This window comes from Actinomadura rifamycini DSM 43936 (assembly GCF_000425065.1).
GTDB classification, from domain to species: domain Bacteria; phylum Actinomycetota; class Actinomycetes; order Streptosporangiales; family Streptosporangiaceae; genus Spirillospora; species Spirillospora rifamycini.
In genome coordinates this window covers 392,149-410,960 of sequence record NZ_KE384301.1, presented here as the reverse complement: position 1 = coordinate 410,960, position 18,812 = coordinate 392,149, and the positions used below count along the sequence as shown (strand labels likewise).

Below are 18,812 nucleotides of genomic sequence, written 5' to 3'. Positions count from 1 at the left end.
GGTGACCGGCGCCAACCCGCCCGCCGAGCCGTCCGGGGCCGCGCCCGCCGACCCGGCCCCCGACGGCTTCACCCCCTGGCCGAAGGACCTCGCCGACCGCTACGCGGCCGAGGGCTACTGGGGCGACCGCCTCCTCGGCGACGTCCTGGACGGCGACGTCCTGCGCGACGACCCGGACCGCACCGCGCTCGTCGCCGGCGACGAGCGGATCTCGTACGCCGAGCTGGACCGGCGCGCCGACCGCGCCGCCGCGGGCTGGCTGCGGCTCGGCGTCCGCCGCGGCGACCGCGTCGTCGTGCAGCTCCCCAACTCCGCCGGGTTCGTCGTGACGTTCCTGGCGCTCGTGCGGATCGGCGCCGCGCCCGTCCTCGCGCTGCCCGCGCACCGGGAGAGCGAGATCGGCTACCTGTGCGAGCTGGCGGAGGCCCGCGCCTACGTCGCCGCCGACCGCGACGGCGCGTTCGACTACCGGGCCATGGCCCGCACGCTGCCGGTCGAGCACGTCGTCATCGAGGGCGACGCGGAGGAGTTCACCGCCCTCGCCGACGTCGACGCCGACCCCGCCGGGCTCGCCGCCGCGCCGCGGCCGGATCCGGCCGGCGTCGGGGTCTTCCTGCTGTCGGGCGGCACCACCGGGCTGCCGAAGCTGATCCCGCGGACGCACCGCGACTACGTCTACAACCTGGAGGCCAGCGCCGAGGTGTGCGGCTTCGGCCGCGACACCGTCTACCTCGTGGTGCTCCCGGCCGCGCACAACTTCGCGCTCGCCTGCCCCGGGATCCTCGGCGTGTTCGCCACCGGCGGGACGGTCGTGCTCGCGCCGTCCGGGTCGCCGGACGAGGCGTTCCCGCTCATCGAGCGCGAGCGCGCGACCGTGTGCGCCGTCGTCCCGCCGATTGCCCTCCTGTGGCTGGACGCCGTGTCGTGGACCGAGGAGGACGTGTCGTCTCTCGAACTTCTCCAGGTCGGCGGCGCCAAGTTCGCGGCCGAACGCGCCGCCGAGGTGCCGCGGACGCTCGGCTGCCGCGTCCAGCAGGTGTTCGGGATGGCCGAGGGGCTGCTCAACTACACCCGGCTCGACGACCCCCGCGACATCGTCGAGCGGACCCAGGGCCGCCCGCTGTCCCCGGCCGACGAGGTCCGCGTCGTGGACGCCGACGGCGCCGACGTCGCGCCGGGCGAGGTGGGGGAGCTGCTCACCCGCGGCCCGTACACGCTGCGCGGCTACTACCGGGCCCCCGAGCACAACGCGCGCTCGTTCACCCCCGACGGCTTCTACCGCACCGGCGACCTCGTCCGCCGGCTCCCGTCCGGCCACCTCATCGTGGAAGGGCGCGAGAAGGACCAGATCAACCGGGGCGGCGACAAGGTCTCCGCCGAGGAGCTGGAGAACCACCTGCTCGCCCACCCGGCCGTGCACGACGCCGCCGTCGTCGGCGTCCCCGACGCGCTGATGGGGGAGCGGACGTGCGCGTTCCTCGTCGTCCGCGGCGCCGCGCCGACGCTGCCCGAACTCAAGGACTTCCTGCGCGAGCGCGGCCTCGCCGCCTACAAGTGGCCCGACCGGATCGAGACCGTCGACGCGTTCCCCCGCACCCCCGTCGGCAAGATCAGCAAGAAGGAGCTGGCCGCCCGCCTCTCCTGAGCCCGGCGGCGACCCGGCGCGGAAACGGCGCGCCGCCCGCCCCGCGACGCGGGGGCGGGCGGCGCGCCCGGCCGGGCCCCCGGCCTACCGGCCCAGCGGGACGACGTGCGGCGCGATGCTCGACAGCTTCTCGCACGTCTCCTCGTACTCGCGCTCCGGCGTCGAGCCGCTGACGATCCCCGCGCCCGCCCGCAGCCAGGCCCGTCCGTCCCGGCTGTAGAGCGCCCGCAGGACGAGCGCCGAGTCGAGCGCCCCGTCGTGCGACACCGCCAGGACGGCGCCGGAGTAGAGCCCGCGCCGCTCCTCCAGCCCGCCGATCGCCTCGATGGCCTCCGGCTTCGGGATGCCCGACGCCGTCACCCCCGGGAAGAGCGCGTCGAGCGCGTCCCAGCACGTCCGGCCCGGCGCGAGCACGCCGCTCACGCTCGACCCGAGGTGCTGCACGCTGCCCCGCTCCTTCACGGTCATGAACCCGGTGACCCGGACGCTGCCCGGCGCGCACACCCGGTCCAGCTCCTCCTGCGACGTGCGGACCGACACCGCGTGCTCGAAGATCTCCTTCGGGTCGCTCTCCAGCTCCCGGCGCGTCCGCGCGTCCACGTCCGCGCCCCGCCCGAACGCCCGCGTCCCCGCGAGCGGCTGCGTCATCACGGTGCCGTCCGCGTCGACGCTCGCGAGCACCTCGGGGCTGAACCCGGTCGCCTGGAAGCCGCCGAGGTCGAGCAGGAACGACCGCGCGGGGGTGTTGGCGGCGCGGCCGCGCACGTACGTCGCGACCGTGTTCACGGGGTAAGGAACGTCCAGCCTCCGGGACACGATCACCTTCTGGTAGCGGCCGGCGCCGATGTCGGCGACGGCCCGCGCGACCCGCTCCCGGTAGGCGTCCCCGCCGACCCGCACGTCCACCGGGGACGCCGGGGCCGGCGCGGGCGCGCCGCCCGCCGCGACCAGCTTCGCCACCCGCTCGATCTCGTCGGCGTCCACGCCCGTGATGTGCGCCCGACCGTCCCGCACCCGGACCTCGACACGCGGGACGACCAGGTGCGCGAGCCGCCCGCTCGTCCGCTCCGCAGCAGTACCGTCGCGCCGCTTCGCAGCAGTGTCGTTCTGCCGCTTCGCAGCGAATTCGAACGCGATCCATCCGTAGGCGTTCCACACCGGCAGCGGGGCCGCGGCGAACGCCTCGCGCAGCGCCTCGGCGGGACGTCCCGTCCACGGCCTGACCACGGGTTCCGCACCCGGCCAGCGGGTGCGGACCTCGCCGTCCTCCAGTACCACCTCGCCGAGCGCGCCGCCCGCGAACGTCCACGAGCCGGGCCGCTCGTAGACCACGTGGTCGTCGAACAGCCCGGAACCGGCCAGTCCGGCCATCAGGGCCAGCGGGTCGGCGGTGCTCTCCACGACCGTTTCCGTGGGCTCTTCATACGTGACACCGATGGACAAGGCAGCCAACTCCCTTTCGCCGGGCCGGGGGGGTCACCCGAAAACTTAGGTAAGGCTAACCTTGTGCGCTTTTCGTAGGCAAGGCTAACCTAACCGGCGGTGGTGAAGCCGACAACGAAAGAGTTGAGCGTGCAGGAGCAGCAGACGAGCCTCGGCGAAACGGCGGCCCGGCGACGCGAACTGATGCGGCGGATGATGGCGGAGAGGGGCCTCGGCCCGGGCGCCGCCCGGCTCGCCCCGCGAGGACACGACGGGCCCGCGCCCCTGTCCCACGCGCAGCAGAGCATGTGGCTGCACCACCGGACGTTCCCGGACAGCGCCGCCTACAACGTGTGCCTCCTCGTCCGCATGGACGGGCCTCTCGACACCGGCGCCTTGGAGCGGGCGCTCCGCGCCCTGATCCGCCGCCACGCGATCCTCCGCACGGTCTACCGCGACGCCCCGGACGCAGCCGCACGCCCCGGCGGCCAGTCCGGTGCCGAGGGCGGCCCGGAAGCGTCCGACGGCCTCGGCGCCGTGCAGGTCGTGACGGACGACGACGCGCTCGGCCTCGCGCCCGTCGAGTGCGCCGACGCGGACGCGCGGGCGGCGGAACTGGCGGCGCGGCCGTTCGACCTGCGCGCCGAGCGGCCGATCCGGCTGGAGCTGCTGCGGCTCGGCCCGGACGCGCACGCGCTCGTCCTCGTCGTCCACCACATCGCGTGGGACGGCATGACCTGGGGTTCGCTGTCGCGCGACCTGTCGGCGCTCTACCGCTCCGCCCTCACGGGGGAGCCCGACGGCCTGCCCGCCCTCGCCGTCCAGTACGCCGACTTCGCCGAGTGGGAGCAGCGGCGGCCGGTCAACGAGGACGACCTGGCCTTCTGGCGCGCGCGGCTCGACCCGCCACCCGCGCCGCTCGACCTGCCCGCCGACCGGCCGCGCGGCGCGACCGCGTCCGAGCGCGGCGGGCGCCGCGCCCGGCGGTTCGGCGACGACGTCACCGAGGGGATGCGCAAGCTCGCCGCCGAGGAGAACCTCACCTCGTACATGGTGATGCTGACGGCGTACGCGGCCCTGCTGCACCGGTACACCGGCGCGGACGACGTCGCGATCGGGTCGGCGGTGATGAACCGGGAGCACGCCGAGGTCGAGCGGCTCGTCGGCAACTTCGGCAACACGCTGGTCCTGCGCGCGGACCTGTCGGGCGCGCCGACGTTCCGGGAGGCGCTGCGCCGCGTCGGCCGGACCTGCGCCGACGCGTTCGCGCACCAGGCGGCGCCCTACGACCGGATCGTGCGGGAGCTGCGGCCCGCGCGGGCGGGCGGCCGGTCCCCGTTCTTCGACACGATGCTGCTGTTCCTGGCCCAGGAGATCGGCGAGCTCGACCTGCCGGGCGTGACGACGAGCTGGACGCACGTCCACAACGGCACCACCCACTTCGACCTCTCGCTGGAGGCGTTCGTCCGGCCGCGGGGCATGACGGTCGAGGCGACGTTCCGCCGCGAGCTGTTCGACGACGCGCGCATCGACGCGCTCCTGGCGCACCTGGAGACCCTCCTCGGCGACGCGCTCGCCGACCCCGACCGCCCGCTCGGCGCGCTGGAGCTGATGGACGGCGCCGAACGCGCCGCCATCGACGGCGCCAACGCCACGGACGCCCCCCTCCCGGACACCACGGTCGTCGGGCTGTTCGCCGCGCAGGCGGCGCGGACGCCCGCCGCGACGGCGGTCGAGACCCGGGACGGCGCGCTCACCTACGCCGAGCTGGACCGGCGGTCGGCCGCGCTCGCCGCGGCGCTGCGGGCGCGCGGCGCCGGGCCGGGCACCGTCGTCGCGCTCGCGCTGCCGCGCACGCCCGACCTCGTCGCGGCCCTGCTCGGGGTGCTCAGGGCGGGCGCCGCCTACCTGCCGCTCGACCTGGAGCACCCGCCCGAGCGCCTCGCGTACATGCTCGGCGACGCCCGTCCGGTCTGCGCCGTCGCCGCGCCCGAGACGGCCGGGCTGCTGCCGGACGGCACCGCCGTGTTCGTCCTCGACGGCCCCCTGGAGGACGCCCCGTCCGCCCCGGTGCCCGTCCGCGGCGACGACCTCGCGTACGTCATCTACACGTCGGGGTCGACGGGGCGGCCCAAGGGCGTGGCGGTCCCGCACCGGGCCCTCGCGAACTTCCTCCTCGACACCCGCGACCGGCTGCGCCTGACCCCGGACGACCGGCTCGTCGCCGTCACCACGATCGCGTTCGACATCGCCGCGCTCGAGCTGTACGCGCCGCTCGTCGACGGCGCGACGGTGGTGCTCGCCGGCCGCGACGACGTCCGCGACCCGGCCCGGCTCGCCGCCCTGCTGGCGGACGCCACCGTCGTGCAGGGCACGCCGTCCCTGCTCGGCACCCTCGACCCGGCGGCGCTCGCGGGCCTGCGGGTGCTCGTCGGCGGGGAGGCGCTGCCGCCCGCGCTCGCCGAGTCCCTCGCCGGGACGGCCGCGCTCGCCACGAACATGTACGGGCCGACCGAGGCGACGATCTGGGCGACCGCCGCCGACCTGCCCGCGTCCGGCATCGGCCTGCCGTTCCGCAACACCCGCGCGCACGTCCTGGACGCGGGGCTGCGCCCCGTCCCGCCCGGCGTGCCCGGCGAGCTGTACCTCGCGGGCGAGCAGCTCGCCCGCGGCTACGTGAACCGCCCCGACCTGACGGCCGAGCGGTTCGTCGCCGACCCGTTCGGCCCGCCCGGGTCCCGCATGTACCGGACGGGCGACCTGGCGCGCCGCGCCCGCGACGGCTCCCTGGAGTACCTCGGCCGCACCGACGACCAGGTGAAGATCCGCGGGTTCCGGATCGAGCCCGCCGAGGCGCAGGCCGTCCTCGCGGCCCGGCCCGGCGTCGAGCAGGCGGCCGTCACGGTCCGCGAGGACCGGCCGGGCGAGCCCCGCCTCGTCGGCTACTACGTCGGCGACGCGGACCCCGGCGACCTGCGCGCGGCGCTCGCCGCCGCGCTGCCCGACTACATGGCGCCGTCCGCGCTCGTGCCGCTGGCGGAGCTGCCCCGCACGGTGAACGGCAAGCTCGACCGGGCCGCGCTGCCCGCGCCGGACGCCGACGTCTCCGACCGGGGGCCGCGCGACGCCCGCGAGGCCGCGCTGTGCGCCGTCTTCGCCGAACTGCTCGGCCTCGACCGGGTCGGCATCGACGACGACTTCTTCGCGCTCGGCGGGCACTCGCTGCTGGCCGCCCGCGTCGCCGCGAAGGCCCGCGCCGAGCTGGGCCGGTCGCTGTCCATCGCCGACGTCTTCGAGGCCCCGACGGTCGCGGCGCTCGCGCCGCGGCTCGCGGCCGCCGAGGGCCCGCGCGTCCGCGACGTGGTCCGGCCCGAGACCGTCCCGGCGTCGGCGGCGCAGCTCGGCCTGTGGCTGGAGGAGCGGCTCCGCGGCCCGTCCGCGTCCTACGCGCTGCCGCTCGGCATGCGGCTCACCGGCCCCGTGGACGCCGCCGCGCTCGAAGCCGCGTTCCACGACGTCGTCGACCGCCACGAGGCCCTCCGCACGCTGCTCGTCGAGGACGCCGACGGGCTGCCCGTCCAGCGCGTCCTGCCCGCGGGGACGGGCGCGCCGTTCACCGCCGTGGACGCGCGCGGCGAGACGGCCGCGCGGCGCGCGGAGATCGAGGCGGCCGCGGCGGCGCACGCCTTCGACCTCGGCGCGGACCTCCCCGTCCGCGGCACCCTGGTCCGGACGGGCGACGAGGCGTGGACGCTCGTCCTGCTGCTGCACCACGCCGCGGCCGACGAGTGGTCGTTCACGCCGCTGCTCGCCGACCTCGGCCGCGCCTACGCGGCGCGCGCCGCCGGGGACGTCCCGGACTGGGAGCCGCTGCCGGTGCAGTACGCCGAGTACGCGACCTGGCAGCGCGAGGCCGCCCCGGACACCGCCGACGGGCTCGACGCGTGGGAACGCGCGCTCGCGGGGCTGCCGGAGGAGACCGTCCTGCCGTTCGACCGGCCCCGCCCGGCGGAGCCGAGCCACCGCGGCGGGCTCGTCCCGTTCCGGCTGCCGGCCGCCGGGGCGCGGCGGCTCGCGCGCGAGACCGGCACCAGCGTGTTCATGGTGCTGCACGCCGCCGTCGCCGCGCTGCTGCGGCGGGCGGGCGCGGGCGACGACATCGCGCTCGGCTCGCCCATCGCGGGCCGCGCCGACGACGACCTCGCGGGCCTCGTCGGCGTGTTCGTCAACCCGCTGGTGCTGCGCACCGACCTGTCCGGCGACCCTTCGTTCGCCGAACTGCTGGAGCGGGTCCGCGCCGCCGACCTCGCCGCGTTCTCCCGCGCCGACGTGCCGTTCGAGCGGGTCGTGGAGCGGCTCGCGCCCGAACGGTCGCTGGCCCGCGGCCCGCTGTTCCAGGTGATGATCGTCCACCAGCGGCTGGACGACGTGCGGCTCGCGCTGCCCGGCGTGCGCGCCGAGCCGTTCCTGCCCGAGACCGGCGGCGTCAAGTTCGACCTCGACGTCTACTTCGCGGAGGGCGACGAGGAGGTCGAGGGGTTCGCCGCGTACGCCGCCGACCTGTTCGACGCCGCCACCGTCGAGGGCCTGCTGGGCGACCTCGCCGAGCTGCTCGACCGCGTCACCGCCGACCCGTCCGTCCGGCTGTCGTCGCTCGCCGCGCCCGTCGAGCACCCCGACACCGCCCGCGCGACGCCCGCGACCGCCGCGCGGCTCGTCGAGAAGCGGGCCGCGAGCGACCCCGACGCCGTCGCCGTCGTGTTCGGCGACACCCGCCTCACCTACGCCGAGCTGGACCGCCGCGCCGAGGCCCTCGCCGACCGGCTCGCGGCGGCGGGCGCGGGACCGGAGCGGACGGTCGCGCTCGCCCTGCCGCGCTCCGCCGAGTTCGCCGTCGCGCTGCTCGCCGTCCTCAAGACCGGGGCCGCGTACCTGCCGATCGACCTCACGTACCCGCCCGCCCGGATCGACGCGATGCTGGACGCCGTCCGGCCGCTGCTCGTCCTCGGCCGGGACGAGCCGCCCGCCGCCGCGCCGCCGCGCCCCCGCCCGGACGTCCGGCCCGACCACCCCGCCTACGTGATCTTCACGTCGGGGTCGACCGGCGTCCCGAAGGCCGTCGCCGGCACGCAGCGCGCCCTGGCGAACCGCCTCGCGTGGGGCGCCGACCTCACCGAACCGGGCGGCGTCCGCGTCGCCAAGTCCTCGCCCGCGTTCATCGACGGGACGACCGAGCTGCTCGGCGGCCTCGTCGCCGGCGACACCGTCGTCATCGCCGACGACGCCACCGCCGCGGACGCCGTCGCGCTCGCCGCGTTCATCGAGCGGCACGAAGTCCGCACCGTCACGCTCGTCCCGAGCCTGCTCGCCGCGCTCGCCGAGAACGGGCTCCCGGCCTCCGTCACCACCTGGATCAGCAGCGGCGAGGCGCTGCCGCCCGCGCTGGCCGGCCGGATCCCGGCGCGGCTCGTCGACCTGTACGGCTGCTCCGAGGCCGCGGGCGACAGCCTGGTCTCCGAAGGCGCCGGGCTGGAGCCGATCGCGAACACCCGCGCGTACGTCCTCGACCCGGCGCTGCGCGAGGCGCCGGTCGGCGAGCTGTACCTCGCGGGGGACGGGCTGGCGCGCGGCTACCTCGGCGACCCGGCCCGCACCGCGGAGCGGTTCGTCGCGAACCCGTTCGGCCCGCCCGGGTCCCGCCTGTACCGCACCGGCGACCGGGTGCGGCGCCGCCGCGACGGCCGCCTGGAGTTCCTCGGCCGCGCCGACGACCAGGTGAAGATCCGCGGGTTCCGGATCGAGCCCGGCGAGGTCGAGGCGGCGCTGGCCGCGCGGCCGGGCGTCCGCCGCGCCGCCGTCGCCGCGCACGGCTCCCGGCTCGTCGGGTACGTCACCGGCGCGCCCGGCGCCGAGCCGGACCCGGACGCGGTCCTCGACGGGCTCCGCGCCGTCCTGCCCGACTACCTCGTCCCCGCCGACCTGGTCGTGCTGGACGAGCTGCCGCTCAACCCCAACGGCAAGACCGACCGGCGGGCGCTGCCCGCGCCGGGCCGCCGCGCCGGGCGCGCGCCCGCCACCGGGACCGAGCGGGTCCTGGCGCGGCTCGCCGCCGCCGTCCTCGACCGTCCCGAGGTCGGCGCCGACGACGACTTCTTCCGCGCCGGCGGCGACAGCATCGGCGCGGCCCTGCTGGTCGCCCGCGCCCGCCGCGCCGGCCTGTCGTTCACCGTCCGGGACGTGTTCCGGCTGCGGACCGTCGAGGCCCTCGCGAAGGCCGCCGAGGCCCCGGCCGCCGGACCCGGCGCCGCCGGGGAGGAGGACGGGTCCGGTGAGCTGCCGCTGTCGCCGCTGCAGGAGGGGCTGCTGTTCCACCTGATGCTCGCCGGCGAGGGCCGCGACATCTACGTGCAGCAGGCCGTCGTGACGCTGTCCGGGCCGGTCGACGCGGAGCGGATGGCCGAAGCCGCCCGCACCGTCCTGCGCAAGTTCCCCAACCTGCGAGCCGGGTTCCGGACCGACGGCGACCGCGCCGTCCAGTTCGTCCCCGACGAGATCGCGACACCGTGGACGCACGCGCGGGTGGCCGGGGAGGACGAGCTGGAGGCGTTCGTCGACGCGCAGCGCGCCGAGCGGTTCGACCCGGCCGCGCCGCCGCTCATCCGGTTCGGCCTCGCGAGCCTCGCCCCTGACGACCACCGGCTGGTGCTGACGTCCGAGCTCATCCTGCTCGACGGCTGGTCCGGCGGCCTGCTGGTCACCTCGCTGCTCGACGCCTACACCGACGCGGCCGCCGAAGCCGCGCGGCCCGTCCCGCCGTTCCGCGCGTTCCTCGACTGGGTGAACGCGCGCGACCGGGACGCCGCCGTGGACGCGTGGCGGCGCGCCCTGTCCGGGTTCGACGAGCCCGCGCTCGTCCGGCCGGGCCTGGTGGACGCCCCCGCCGACCTCGCCGACGCGGGCGAGGTCCGCCGCGACCTGCCCGCCGGGCTCGCCGACCGGCTCGACGCGGTCGCCCGCGACCGCGGCGTCACCCCCGGCACCCTCTACGAGACCGCCTGGGGCCTGGTGCTCACGGCGATGACCGGGCGGGACGACGTCGTGTTCGGCGCCTCGGTGTCCGGCCGCCACCCCGACGTCGACGGCGTCGAGTCGATGGTCGGGCTGCTGTTCAACACCATCCCCGTCCGCGTGCAGGCGGGCCCCGCCGACCCGCTGGCGGACGTCCTCGCACGCGTGCAGGCCGAGCAGTCGGACCTGTTCGACCACTCCTTCGTCGCGCTCGCCGACGTGCAGCGCGCCACCGGCCTCGGCACCCTGTTCGACACGCTGTTCGTCTTCCAGAACTTCCCCGGCATGCCCACCGACCGGGGCTTCGGCCCGTCCGGCGACCTGCGGGTCCGCGGCCGCGAGGTCCGCGACGCCACCCACTACCCGGTGACGATGGTCGTCGAGCCGGACGCGGCCCGGTCCCGCGCGGGACTGCGCGTCATGTACCGGGGCGACGCGTTCACCGAGGCGGAGGCCGAGCGGATCACCGACCGGTACGTCCGGGTCCTGGAGACGCTGGCGGCCGCGCCGGAGACGCCGTGCCACCGGGTCGACCTGCTCGTGCCCGCCGAGCACGACCGGCTGCGCCGCGACCGGGACGCGGCGGTGCGGCCCGTCCCCGAGGTCACGGTCGCCGAACTGCTCGCCGAGCGCGCCGGGCGGCGGCCCGACGCGCCCGCGCTCGTGTCGCAGCCGGACGTCCGGCTCACCTACGGGGAGCTGAACGCCGAGGTCAACCGGCTCGCGCGGCTGCTGCTCGCGCACGGCGCCGGCCCGGAACGGGTCGTCGCGCTCGCGCTGCCGCGCTCCGCGCAGACGGTGGTCGCCCTGTTCGCGGTCCTGCGCACCGGCGCCGCCTACCTGCCGCTCGAACTCGACTACCCCGCCGACCGGCTCGACTACATGCTGGCCGACGCCGGTCCCGCCGTCCTGGTGTCGCACCGCGGCATCGCCGCCGGGCTGGCGCACGCCGGGACCGTCCTCGCGCTGGACGACCCCGCCACCGCCAAGACCCTCGCCGACCTCCCCGGGCACGACCTCGCCCCCGAGGAGACGCCCGGCTTCGCGCCCGGGACGCCCGGCCGGCTCGACCACCCGGCGTACGTCATCTACACCTCCGGCTCCACCGGGCGCCCGAAGGGCGTCGTCACCCCGTACCGGGGCCTGACGAACATGCAGTACAACCACCGCGCCAACATCTTCGAGCCGGTCATGGAGGCGACGGACGGCCGCCCGCTGCGGATCGCGCACACGGTGTCGTTCTCGTTCGACATGTCGTGGGAGGAACTCCTCTGGCTCGTGGAGGGCCACGAGGTGCACGTCTGCGACGAGGACCTGCGCCGCGACGCCGAGGCCCTCACCGACTACCTGCGGCGGCACCGCATCGACGTCATCAACGTGACCCCGACCTACGCGCAGCAGCTCCTCGACGAAGGGCTGCTCGACGGGGAGCACCGGCCGCCGCTCGTCCTGCTCGGCGGCGAGGCCGTCCCCGCGTCCGTCTGGGAGCGGCTCGCCGACGCGGACGGCGTCCTCGGCTACAACCTGTACGGGCCGACCGAGTACACGATCAACACGCTCGGCGGCGGCACCGAGGACAGCGCCACCCCGACCGTCGGCAAGCCCATCTGGAACACGCGCGGATACGTGCTCGACGGCGCGCTGCGCCCCGTCCCGCCGGGCACGCCCGGCGAGCTGTACATCGCGGGGGCCGGTCTGGCCCGCGGCTACCTCGGGCGCCCCGACCTCACCGCCGAGCGGTTCGTCGCCGACCCGTTCGACGGCTCCGGCGGCCGCATGTACCGCACCGGCGACCTGGTCCGGGTCCGCGACGACGGCAACATCGACTTCCTCGGCCGCACCGACGACCAGGTCAAGATCCGCGGCTACCGGGTGGAGCTCGCCGAGGTCGAGGCGGCGCTCGCCGCCGAACCCGGCGTCGGGCAGGCCGCCGTGATCGCCGCCGACACCGACGTGCCCGGCGTCAAGCGGCTCGTCGGCTACGTCGTCCCCGACGGCGCCCGCGACGGCGCCGCCGACGAGCAGCTCGCCGAGTGGCGGCAGATCTACGACGCCGAGTACACCGAGGTCGGGACCGTCGTCCGGACCGAGGAGTTCGCCGGCTGGGACAGCAGCTACGACGGCGCGCCGATCCCGCTCGACGACATGCGCGAGTGGCGCGAGACGACCGTGGCGCGGATCCGGGACCTGAACCCGCGCCGCGTCCTGGAGATCGGCGTCGGCGCGGGCCTCCTGCTGACCCGCCTCGCCCCGGACGCCGAGGAGTACTGGGGCACCGACTTCTCCGCACCCGTCATCGACAAGCTCCGCGCCGACCTCGGCCCCGACTCCCCGGTCCGGCTGAGCTGCCGCCCCGCGCACGACACCGACGGCCTCCCGGAAGAGCACTTCGACACGATCGTCATCAACTCGGTCGTCCAGTACTTCCCGGGCGCCGGATACCTGGAGGACGTCGTCGCCAAGGCCATGCGGCTGCTCGCGCCCGGGGGAGCGCTGTTCGTCGGCGACGTCCGCGACCTGCGCACCGTCCGCTGCCTGCACGCCGCCGTCCGCCTCGGGCGGGGCGACGCCGACGCCGCCGCGGTCGAGCGCGCCGTCCGGATGGAGAAGGAGCTCCTCCTCGACCCCGCGTTCTTCGCGGCGCTGGACGGCCCCGCCCGCGTCGACGTCCTCACCCGGCGCGGCGTCCGCCACAACGAGCTGACCCGCCACCGCTACGACGCGGTCCTCCGGAAGGCCGGTCCCGGCCTCCCCGCCGCCCCCGAAGCCGCCGTCGTCGACTGGCCCGCGGCGCCCGCGCCGCCCGGCGCGGACGGCGTGCCGGGCGCGGCGGAGGTCGAGGCGCTGCTCGCGGGGACGTCCGGAGCGGTGCGCGTCCGGGGCATCCCGGACCCCCGGCTCTCCGGCGAGGCCGCGGCGCTGCGGGTCCTGCGGGACGGCGGGTCCGCCGACGAGGCGCGGGAGGCGCTGGCCGCGCCGCCCGCCGGGATCGAGCCGGAGGAGTTCCTCGCGCGGTTCCCGGACGCGGTCCTCACGCCGTCCGACCGGATCGGACGGTACGACGCCGTGTTCGGCGGCGCGCCCGCGCACCTGCCCGCCGCGCCCGGCCGTCCGCCCGCGTCCTACGCCAACGACCCCCTCGCCGCGCGCGACCTCGGGGTGCTCGCCGCCCGCGTCCGGGAAGGGCTGAAGCGGCGGCTGCCCGGGTACCTCGTGCCGAGCGCGGTCATGACGCTGGACGCGCTGCCGCTCACCGTCAACGGCAAGCTCGACCGCCGCGCCCTGCCCGACCCCGGCCGGGACGGCCCGCGCCGCGCCGGGCGCCCGCCGCGCACGCCCGTCGAGCAGCTGCTGTGCACGCTGTTCGCGGAGGTGCTGGACGCGCCGGGCGCCGGGATCGACGACGACTTCTTCGACCTCGGCGGGCACTCGCTGCTGGCCACCCGCCTCGTCGGCCGGGCCCGCGCGGTGCTGGGCGCCGAACTGGCCGTCCGCGACCTGTTCGAGGCGCCGACGGTCGCCGAGCTGGCCGAGCGGGTGCACCGTAACGCGGGCGCCGCCGCCCGGCCCGCCCTCGCGCCGCGCGACCGCGCCGGGCTCGTCCCGGCGTCGTCCGCGCAGAACCGGCTGTGGCTGCTCGACCAGCTGCTCCGCGAGGACGACGGCCCGCGCGACGCCTACCACCTGCCGCTCGGCGTCCGGCTGCGCGGCGACCTGGACCGGGCCGCGCTGGAGGCGGCGCTCGGCGACGTCGTCGAACGGCACGAGGCCCTGCGCACCGTGTTCGTCGAGCACGAGGGCGCCCCGCACCAGCGGATCCTGCCGCCGGAGGAGGCGCGTCCCGTCCTGGAGGTCGCGGAGGGCGACCCGGCCGCGTTCATCGCCCGGCCGTTCGACCTCGCCGCCGACATCCCGCTCCGGGTCGCGCTGTTCCCCGAAGGGGAGCGCGAGCACCTGCTGCTCGCGGTGTTCCACCACATCGCGTTCGACGAGTGGTCCTTCGGCCCGTTCGCGCGCGACGTTGCCGCGGCGTACGCCGCCCGGCTCCGCGGGGAGGCGCCCGGCTGGGCGCCGCCGCCCGTCCAGTACGCCGACCACGCCCTGTGGCAGCGGGAGCTGCTCGGCGACCCGCTCGACCCGGGCGGCGTGCACGCCCGGCAGCTCGACCACTGGGCGCGGACGCTCGCGGGCGCCCCGGAGGAGGTCCCGCTGCCGGTCGACCGGGCCCGCCCCGGGACGGTCGGGCAGCGCGGCGCCGTCCTGACCGCGGACCTGCCGCCGGGCCTCACCGGACGGCTCCGCCGCGTCGCGCGCGACGCGGGGGCCAGCATGTTCATGGTCGGCCAGGCCGCCGTGGCGGCGCTGCTGCACCGGGCGGGCGCGGGCGACGACGTCCCGCTCGGGAGCCCGGTCGCGGGCCGCACCGAGGAGGCCGCCGCCGACCTCGTCGGGTTCTTCGTCAACACGCTGGTCCTGCGCGCCGACCTGTCCGGCGCGCCGACGTTCGCCGACCTGCTCGCCCGCGTCCGGGAGGCCGACCTCGCGGCCCTGGCCCACCAGGACCTGCCGTTCGAGGCGCTGGTCGAGGCGCTGCGCCCCCGCCGGGTGCCGGGCCGCAACCCGCTGTTCCAGGTGATGGTCGGCTACGAGAACCAGGGGGTGGGGGACGTCCGGTTCCCGGGCCTCGAGCAGCGCGAGGCGCCGTTCGCGCCGAGCGCGGCGAAGTTCGACCTGGACTTCATCTTCCGCGAGACGCCGGACGGCGGGCTGCGGCTGGTCCTCGACTACTCCGCCGACCTGTTCGACGCCGCGACCGCCGCCGCGCTGGCCGACGGCCTCGTCGCGGTGCTGGAGGCGGTCGCCGCCGACCCGGGCGTCCCGGTCGCCGCGCTGCCCGCGCCCGCCACCGGCCCGGCCGTCCCGGCCACCGCAGGCCCGGCGGGGGACCGGCCGGACGTCCCCGCGCCCGCGCGGACCGCGCGCGCGGCCACGGACCTGCGGGACGCGCTGTGCCGCATCTTCGCCGCCGAGCTGGGCGTCCCGCACGTGGGGCCGGACGACGACTTCTTCGACCTCGGCGGGCACTCGCTGCTCGCCATGCGGCTCGTCCGGCGGATCAGGAGGGAGACCGGGCACGAGACCGTGAAGATCGCCACGCTGATGGCCGCGCCGAGCGTCGCCGCGCTGCTGGAACGTCCGGAACTGGCCGGACGGCGGTGAGAGGGCTCTCAATATCGAACCCGGCCATTGTCAAGTTAGGCGAGCCTAACCTAAGATCTTCCGACGGTAACCCCCTGGAAACGTGGAAGGACACCGGTCCACTATGCGCAACATGATGCGGCGGCTGGCCGTCGCGGGCGCGCTCGTCCTCGGCCTGAGCGCGACGGCCGCGTGCGGCGACGACGAACCCGCCCAGGAGACGTCCGGCGCCGCCGGCGGAGCCTTCCCGGTCACGATCACCCACAAGCTCGGCAAGGCCGTCATCGAGTCCGAGCCGGAGCGGATCGTCACGCTGGGCGAGGTCGACCAGGACACGCTGCTCGCCTTCGGCGTCCAGCCCGTCGGGATGACCGAGCTGACCGGCGTCCAGCAGGACGGCTTCGCCCCGTGGACCGCGCCCAAGCTCACCGGCGAGAAGCCGAAGCTGCTGAAGGCCGGCGAGGCCGGGTTCAACCTCGAGGAGATCGCGGCGCTGCGACCCGACCTCATCCTCGCGGGCGGCGACTTCTGGATCGACAAGGAGTACGAGAAGCTGTCCCGGCTCGCGCCCACGGTCGCCTACCAGACCGGACCGGCCGAGGACTCCTGGCAGCAGATCACCGTGAACGCCGCCACGGCGATCGGCCGCAAGGCCGAGGGCGAGAAGCTCGTCGCGGACGTCGAGGCGAAGATCGCCGCCGTCAAGTCCGAGCACCCCCCGCTCGCCGGCAAGGGCGTCGCGTTCACCAGCGTCATGCCGTCCGGGAACATCGCCGTGATGAAGTCCCCGGAGGACACCAGCGTCAAGCTGCTGAACCAGTTCGGCATGACGCTGCCCGGGCAGATCTCGGAGCTCTCCGGCGAGGGCTTCGCCGCCGAGCTGAGCATGGAGAAGCTGGCCGTCCTCGACGTCGACGTGCTGGTCGCCCACTACAACGACGACCCCGCGACGCAGAAGAAGTTCGAGGACTCGCAGCTGTTCTCCGGTCTGGACGTCGTCGAGCGCGGCTCCTACGTCCCGATCGACCTCAAGGAGTTCTGGGCGCTGCGGACCCCGACGCCGCTGGCCGTCCCGTACCTCATCGACAACGTCGTCCCCAAGATCGCGGAGGCGGCCGCGAAGGCCGAGTCCGCCTGATGCCGGAGGAGCGTATGCAGATCCCCGTCCATGACGTCGTGGGCGTCGGGTTCGGACCTTCCAACCTCGCGCTCGCGGTGGCGCTGGAGGAGGAGTACGGACCGGGCGCGGACGCCGTGTTCTTCGAACGGCAGGCCGAGTTCGGCTGGCACAAGGGGATGCTCATCGACGGCGCCACCATGCAGGTCCATTTCCTCAAGGACCTGGTGTCGCTGCGCAACCCGTCCAGCCGCTACTCCTTCCTGTCCTACCTGCACGGCAAAGGCCGCCTGGTCGACTTCGTCAACCACAAGACGATGTTCCCGACCCGGGTGGAGTTCCACGACTACCTGGAATGGACGGCCGCCGCGTTCGCCGGCCGGGTCCGCTACCGCTCCGAGGTGGTCGCGCTGAAGCCGCACGACGACGCGACGCTCGCCGTCGTCGTGCGGCGCGACGACGAGCTCGAAACGCATCTCGCGCGCAACGTGGTCATCGGCGCCGGACTCGAGCCCGTCCTGCCGGAGGGGGTGCGGGCGGGCGACCGGATCTGGCACAGCGAGGACCTGCTGACCCGGCTGGCCGGGCGGCCCGGCTGGGACCCGCGGCGCGTCGTCGTGGTCGGCGCCGGGCAGAGCGCCGCCGAGGCCGTGGAGTACCTGCACCGGACGTACCCGGACACCGAGGTGTGCGCGGTGTTCGCCCGGTACGGCTACTCGCCGGCCGACGACAGCTCCTTCGCCAACCGCATCTTCGACCCGGAGGCCGTCGAGCACTACTACGCGGCGCCGGACGAGGTGAAGCGGATGCTGATGGACTACTCCCGCAACACCAACTACTCCGTGGTGGACCTCGACCTCATCGACGAGCTGTACCGCCGCGCCTACGCCGAGAAGGTCGCGGGCGTGCAGCGGCTCCGGATCCTCAACGTCTCGCGCGTCCTGGACGTGCGCGAGGACCCGGACGCCGTCCGGATGCGCGTCGGGTTCCTGCCGACCGGGGAGACCGCCGACCTGGACGCCGACGCGGTCGTGTACGCGACCGGGTACCGCGAGCGCGACCCGGTGGCGCTGCTCGGCGAGGCCGGGCGGCAGTGCGTCACCGGCCCGGACGGCCGCGTCGCGATGGAGCGCGACTACCGCGTCGCCACCGAGCCCGGCTGCCGGTGGAACGTCTACCTGCAGGGCGCGACCGAGCACAGCCACGGCATCGCCTCGTCGCTGCTGTCCATGACGGCGGTGCGCACCGGCGACATCGTCCGCTCGATCGCCCGCCGGTCCGCCCCCGTCGCCCAGGAGGCATGATGTCCAACCCGTTCGACGACGCCGACGGGACGTTCCTCGTCCTGGTCAACGACGAGGGCCAGCACTCGCTGTGGCCCGCGTTCGCCGACGTGCCCGGCGGCTGGACGGTCGCGTCCGGCCCGGCGCCCCGCGCCGCGTGCGTCGAGTACGTCAACGAGAACTGGACGGACCTCCGCCCGCGCAGCCTGCGGTCCTGACCGGGGCGCGGCGGGCGGCCCGCGCCGCCCGCCGCGCCCCGGCGCTCACGCGCCGGGCGAGGACGGCCGGGCGTCGAAGAACTCGCCGATCAGCGCGCTCGCGAACGACGGCCACTCGTGCCCGCCCCGCTGGATCGTGCACAGTGCGACCAGCACCGGGCCGGGCGCGGTCCCGACGCAGCCGTCCGGGGCGTTCCGCAGCGGGTAGGACAGTTCGGACAGGCCCCCGATCCACCGCCAGAACTCCATGAGGAGCCGGACGGGCAGGAACGGGAACTTCACGTCGGCGTCCATGTTCCCGCCGCCGAAATACGGGACGGACGGATCCCACGTGCCGTGGAACGCCAGCACGGAGATCGGCCGGTCGGGCGTGCAGCCGACGGCGAGCGCCCCCGACACGACCGCGACCCCGGCGACCCGCCCGGCGCGCTCGCACGCGTACCGGTACGCCATCCCGCCGCCGTTGGAGAACCCGGTGAGGAACACCCGGCGGCGGTCCGCGACGCCCTCCCGCACGAGCGTGTCGATGAGCCGGTCGAGGAACGCGACGTCGTCGACGCCGGCCCAGCGCGCGAACCAGCAGCAGGCGCCCGCGTTCCAGGTGCCGAGCAGGCCCTCCGGGTACGCGACGGCGTAGCCCCGCGCGTCGGCGACGGCGTCGAGGCCGCTCTGCTCGCGGACGTACCGCGGATCGTTGAGCCCGCCGTGCAGCGCGACGATGAGCGGCAGCGGCTCGCCGTCCTTCCGGTCCGGCGGGAGGTGCAGGAGGTAGGGGCGTTTCCAGTCGCCCATGGCGATGGTGTGCTCGGTCGTTCCGGACGGATCGGTCGTGCCGGACGGGGTCGGGGCCGGCGTCTGGG

General features: G+C 75.9%; 7 protein-coding genes. 5 read left to right on the top strand and 2 right to left on the bottom strand.

Translation table 11 applies throughout. The features are described 5' to 3' along the window. Position 1 precedes the first annotated feature (1 nt). The gene (locus H505_RS47110; RefSeq protein ID WP_051301655.1) at positions 2-1,645 is read left to right on the top strand and encodes a (2,3-dihydroxybenzoyl)adenylate synthase; all 1,644 of its coding nucleotides are present in this window, start codon (positions 2-4) and stop codon (positions 1,643-1,645) included. A gap of 84 nt (positions 1,646-1,729) precedes the next feature. Here the strand turns inward: H505_RS47110 and H505_RS48460 are convergent, their stop codons facing one another. Next, on the bottom strand, positions 1,730-3,046 hold the full coding sequence (locus tag H505_RS48460; RefSeq protein WP_245592741.1) for a salicylate synthase: 1,317 nt from the start codon (positions 3,044-3,046) through the stop codon (positions 1,730-1,732). A 171-nt stretch (positions 3,047-3,217) separates the two neighbouring features. Between H505_RS48460 and H505_RS47095 the strand changes: the two genes are divergently transcribed. The 4 genes from H505_RS47095 to H505_RS0138620 all read left to right on the top strand — a co-directional run bounded on the left by H505_RS47095 (position 3,218) and on the right by H505_RS0138620 (position 17,952). Then, on the top strand, positions 3,218-15,355 hold the full coding sequence (locus H505_RS47095; protein WP_051301631.1) for a non-ribosomal peptide synthetase: 12,138 nt from the start codon (positions 3,218-3,220) through the stop codon (positions 15,353-15,355). Between the two features lie 103 nt (positions 15,356-15,458). Beyond that, positions 15,459-16,472: an iron-siderophore ABC transporter substrate-binding protein gene (locus H505_RS47090; protein WP_051301630.1), complete on the top strand. Its 1,014-nt coding sequence runs from the start codon at positions 15,459-15,461 to the stop codon at positions 16,470-16,472. Continuing rightward, a complete protein-coding gene (locus tag H505_RS0138625; protein WP_026406241.1) occupies positions 16,472-17,755 on the top strand; it encodes a lysine N(6)-hydroxylase/L-ornithine N(5)-oxygenase family protein in 1,284 nt (427 codons plus the stop codon). The genes H505_RS47090 and H505_RS0138625 overlap by 1 nt, the downstream gene beginning before the upstream one ends. Then, positions 17,755-17,952: an MbtH family protein gene (locus H505_RS0138620; protein ID WP_026406240.1), complete on the top strand. Its 198-nt coding sequence runs from the start codon at positions 17,755-17,757 to the stop codon at positions 17,950-17,952. Before H505_RS0138625 ends, H505_RS0138620 begins: the two co-directional genes overlap by 1 nt. 45 nt (positions 17,953-17,997) lie before the next feature. Here the strand turns inward: H505_RS0138620 and H505_RS47085 are convergent. After that, positions 17,998-18,812, bottom strand: an 815-nt coding sequence (locus tag H505_RS47085) for a CE1 family esterase (RefSeq protein WP_034521888.1), incomplete at its 5' end; no start/stop codon positions are given.

Bases quoted from the DNA above. Each gene is read 5' to 3' on its own strand.
- H505_RS47090 (WP_051301630.1), top strand. From the start codon at position 15,459: ATGCGCAACATGATGCGGCGGCTGGCCGTCGCGGGCGCGCTCGTCCTC.
- H505_RS0138625 (WP_026406241.1), top strand. From the start codon at position 16,472: ATGCCGGAGGAGCGTATGCAGATCCCCGTCCATGACGTCGTGGGCGTC.
- H505_RS0138620 (WP_026406240.1), top strand. From the start codon at position 17,755: ATGTCCAACCCGTTCGACGACGCCGACGGGACGTTCCTCGTCCTGGTC.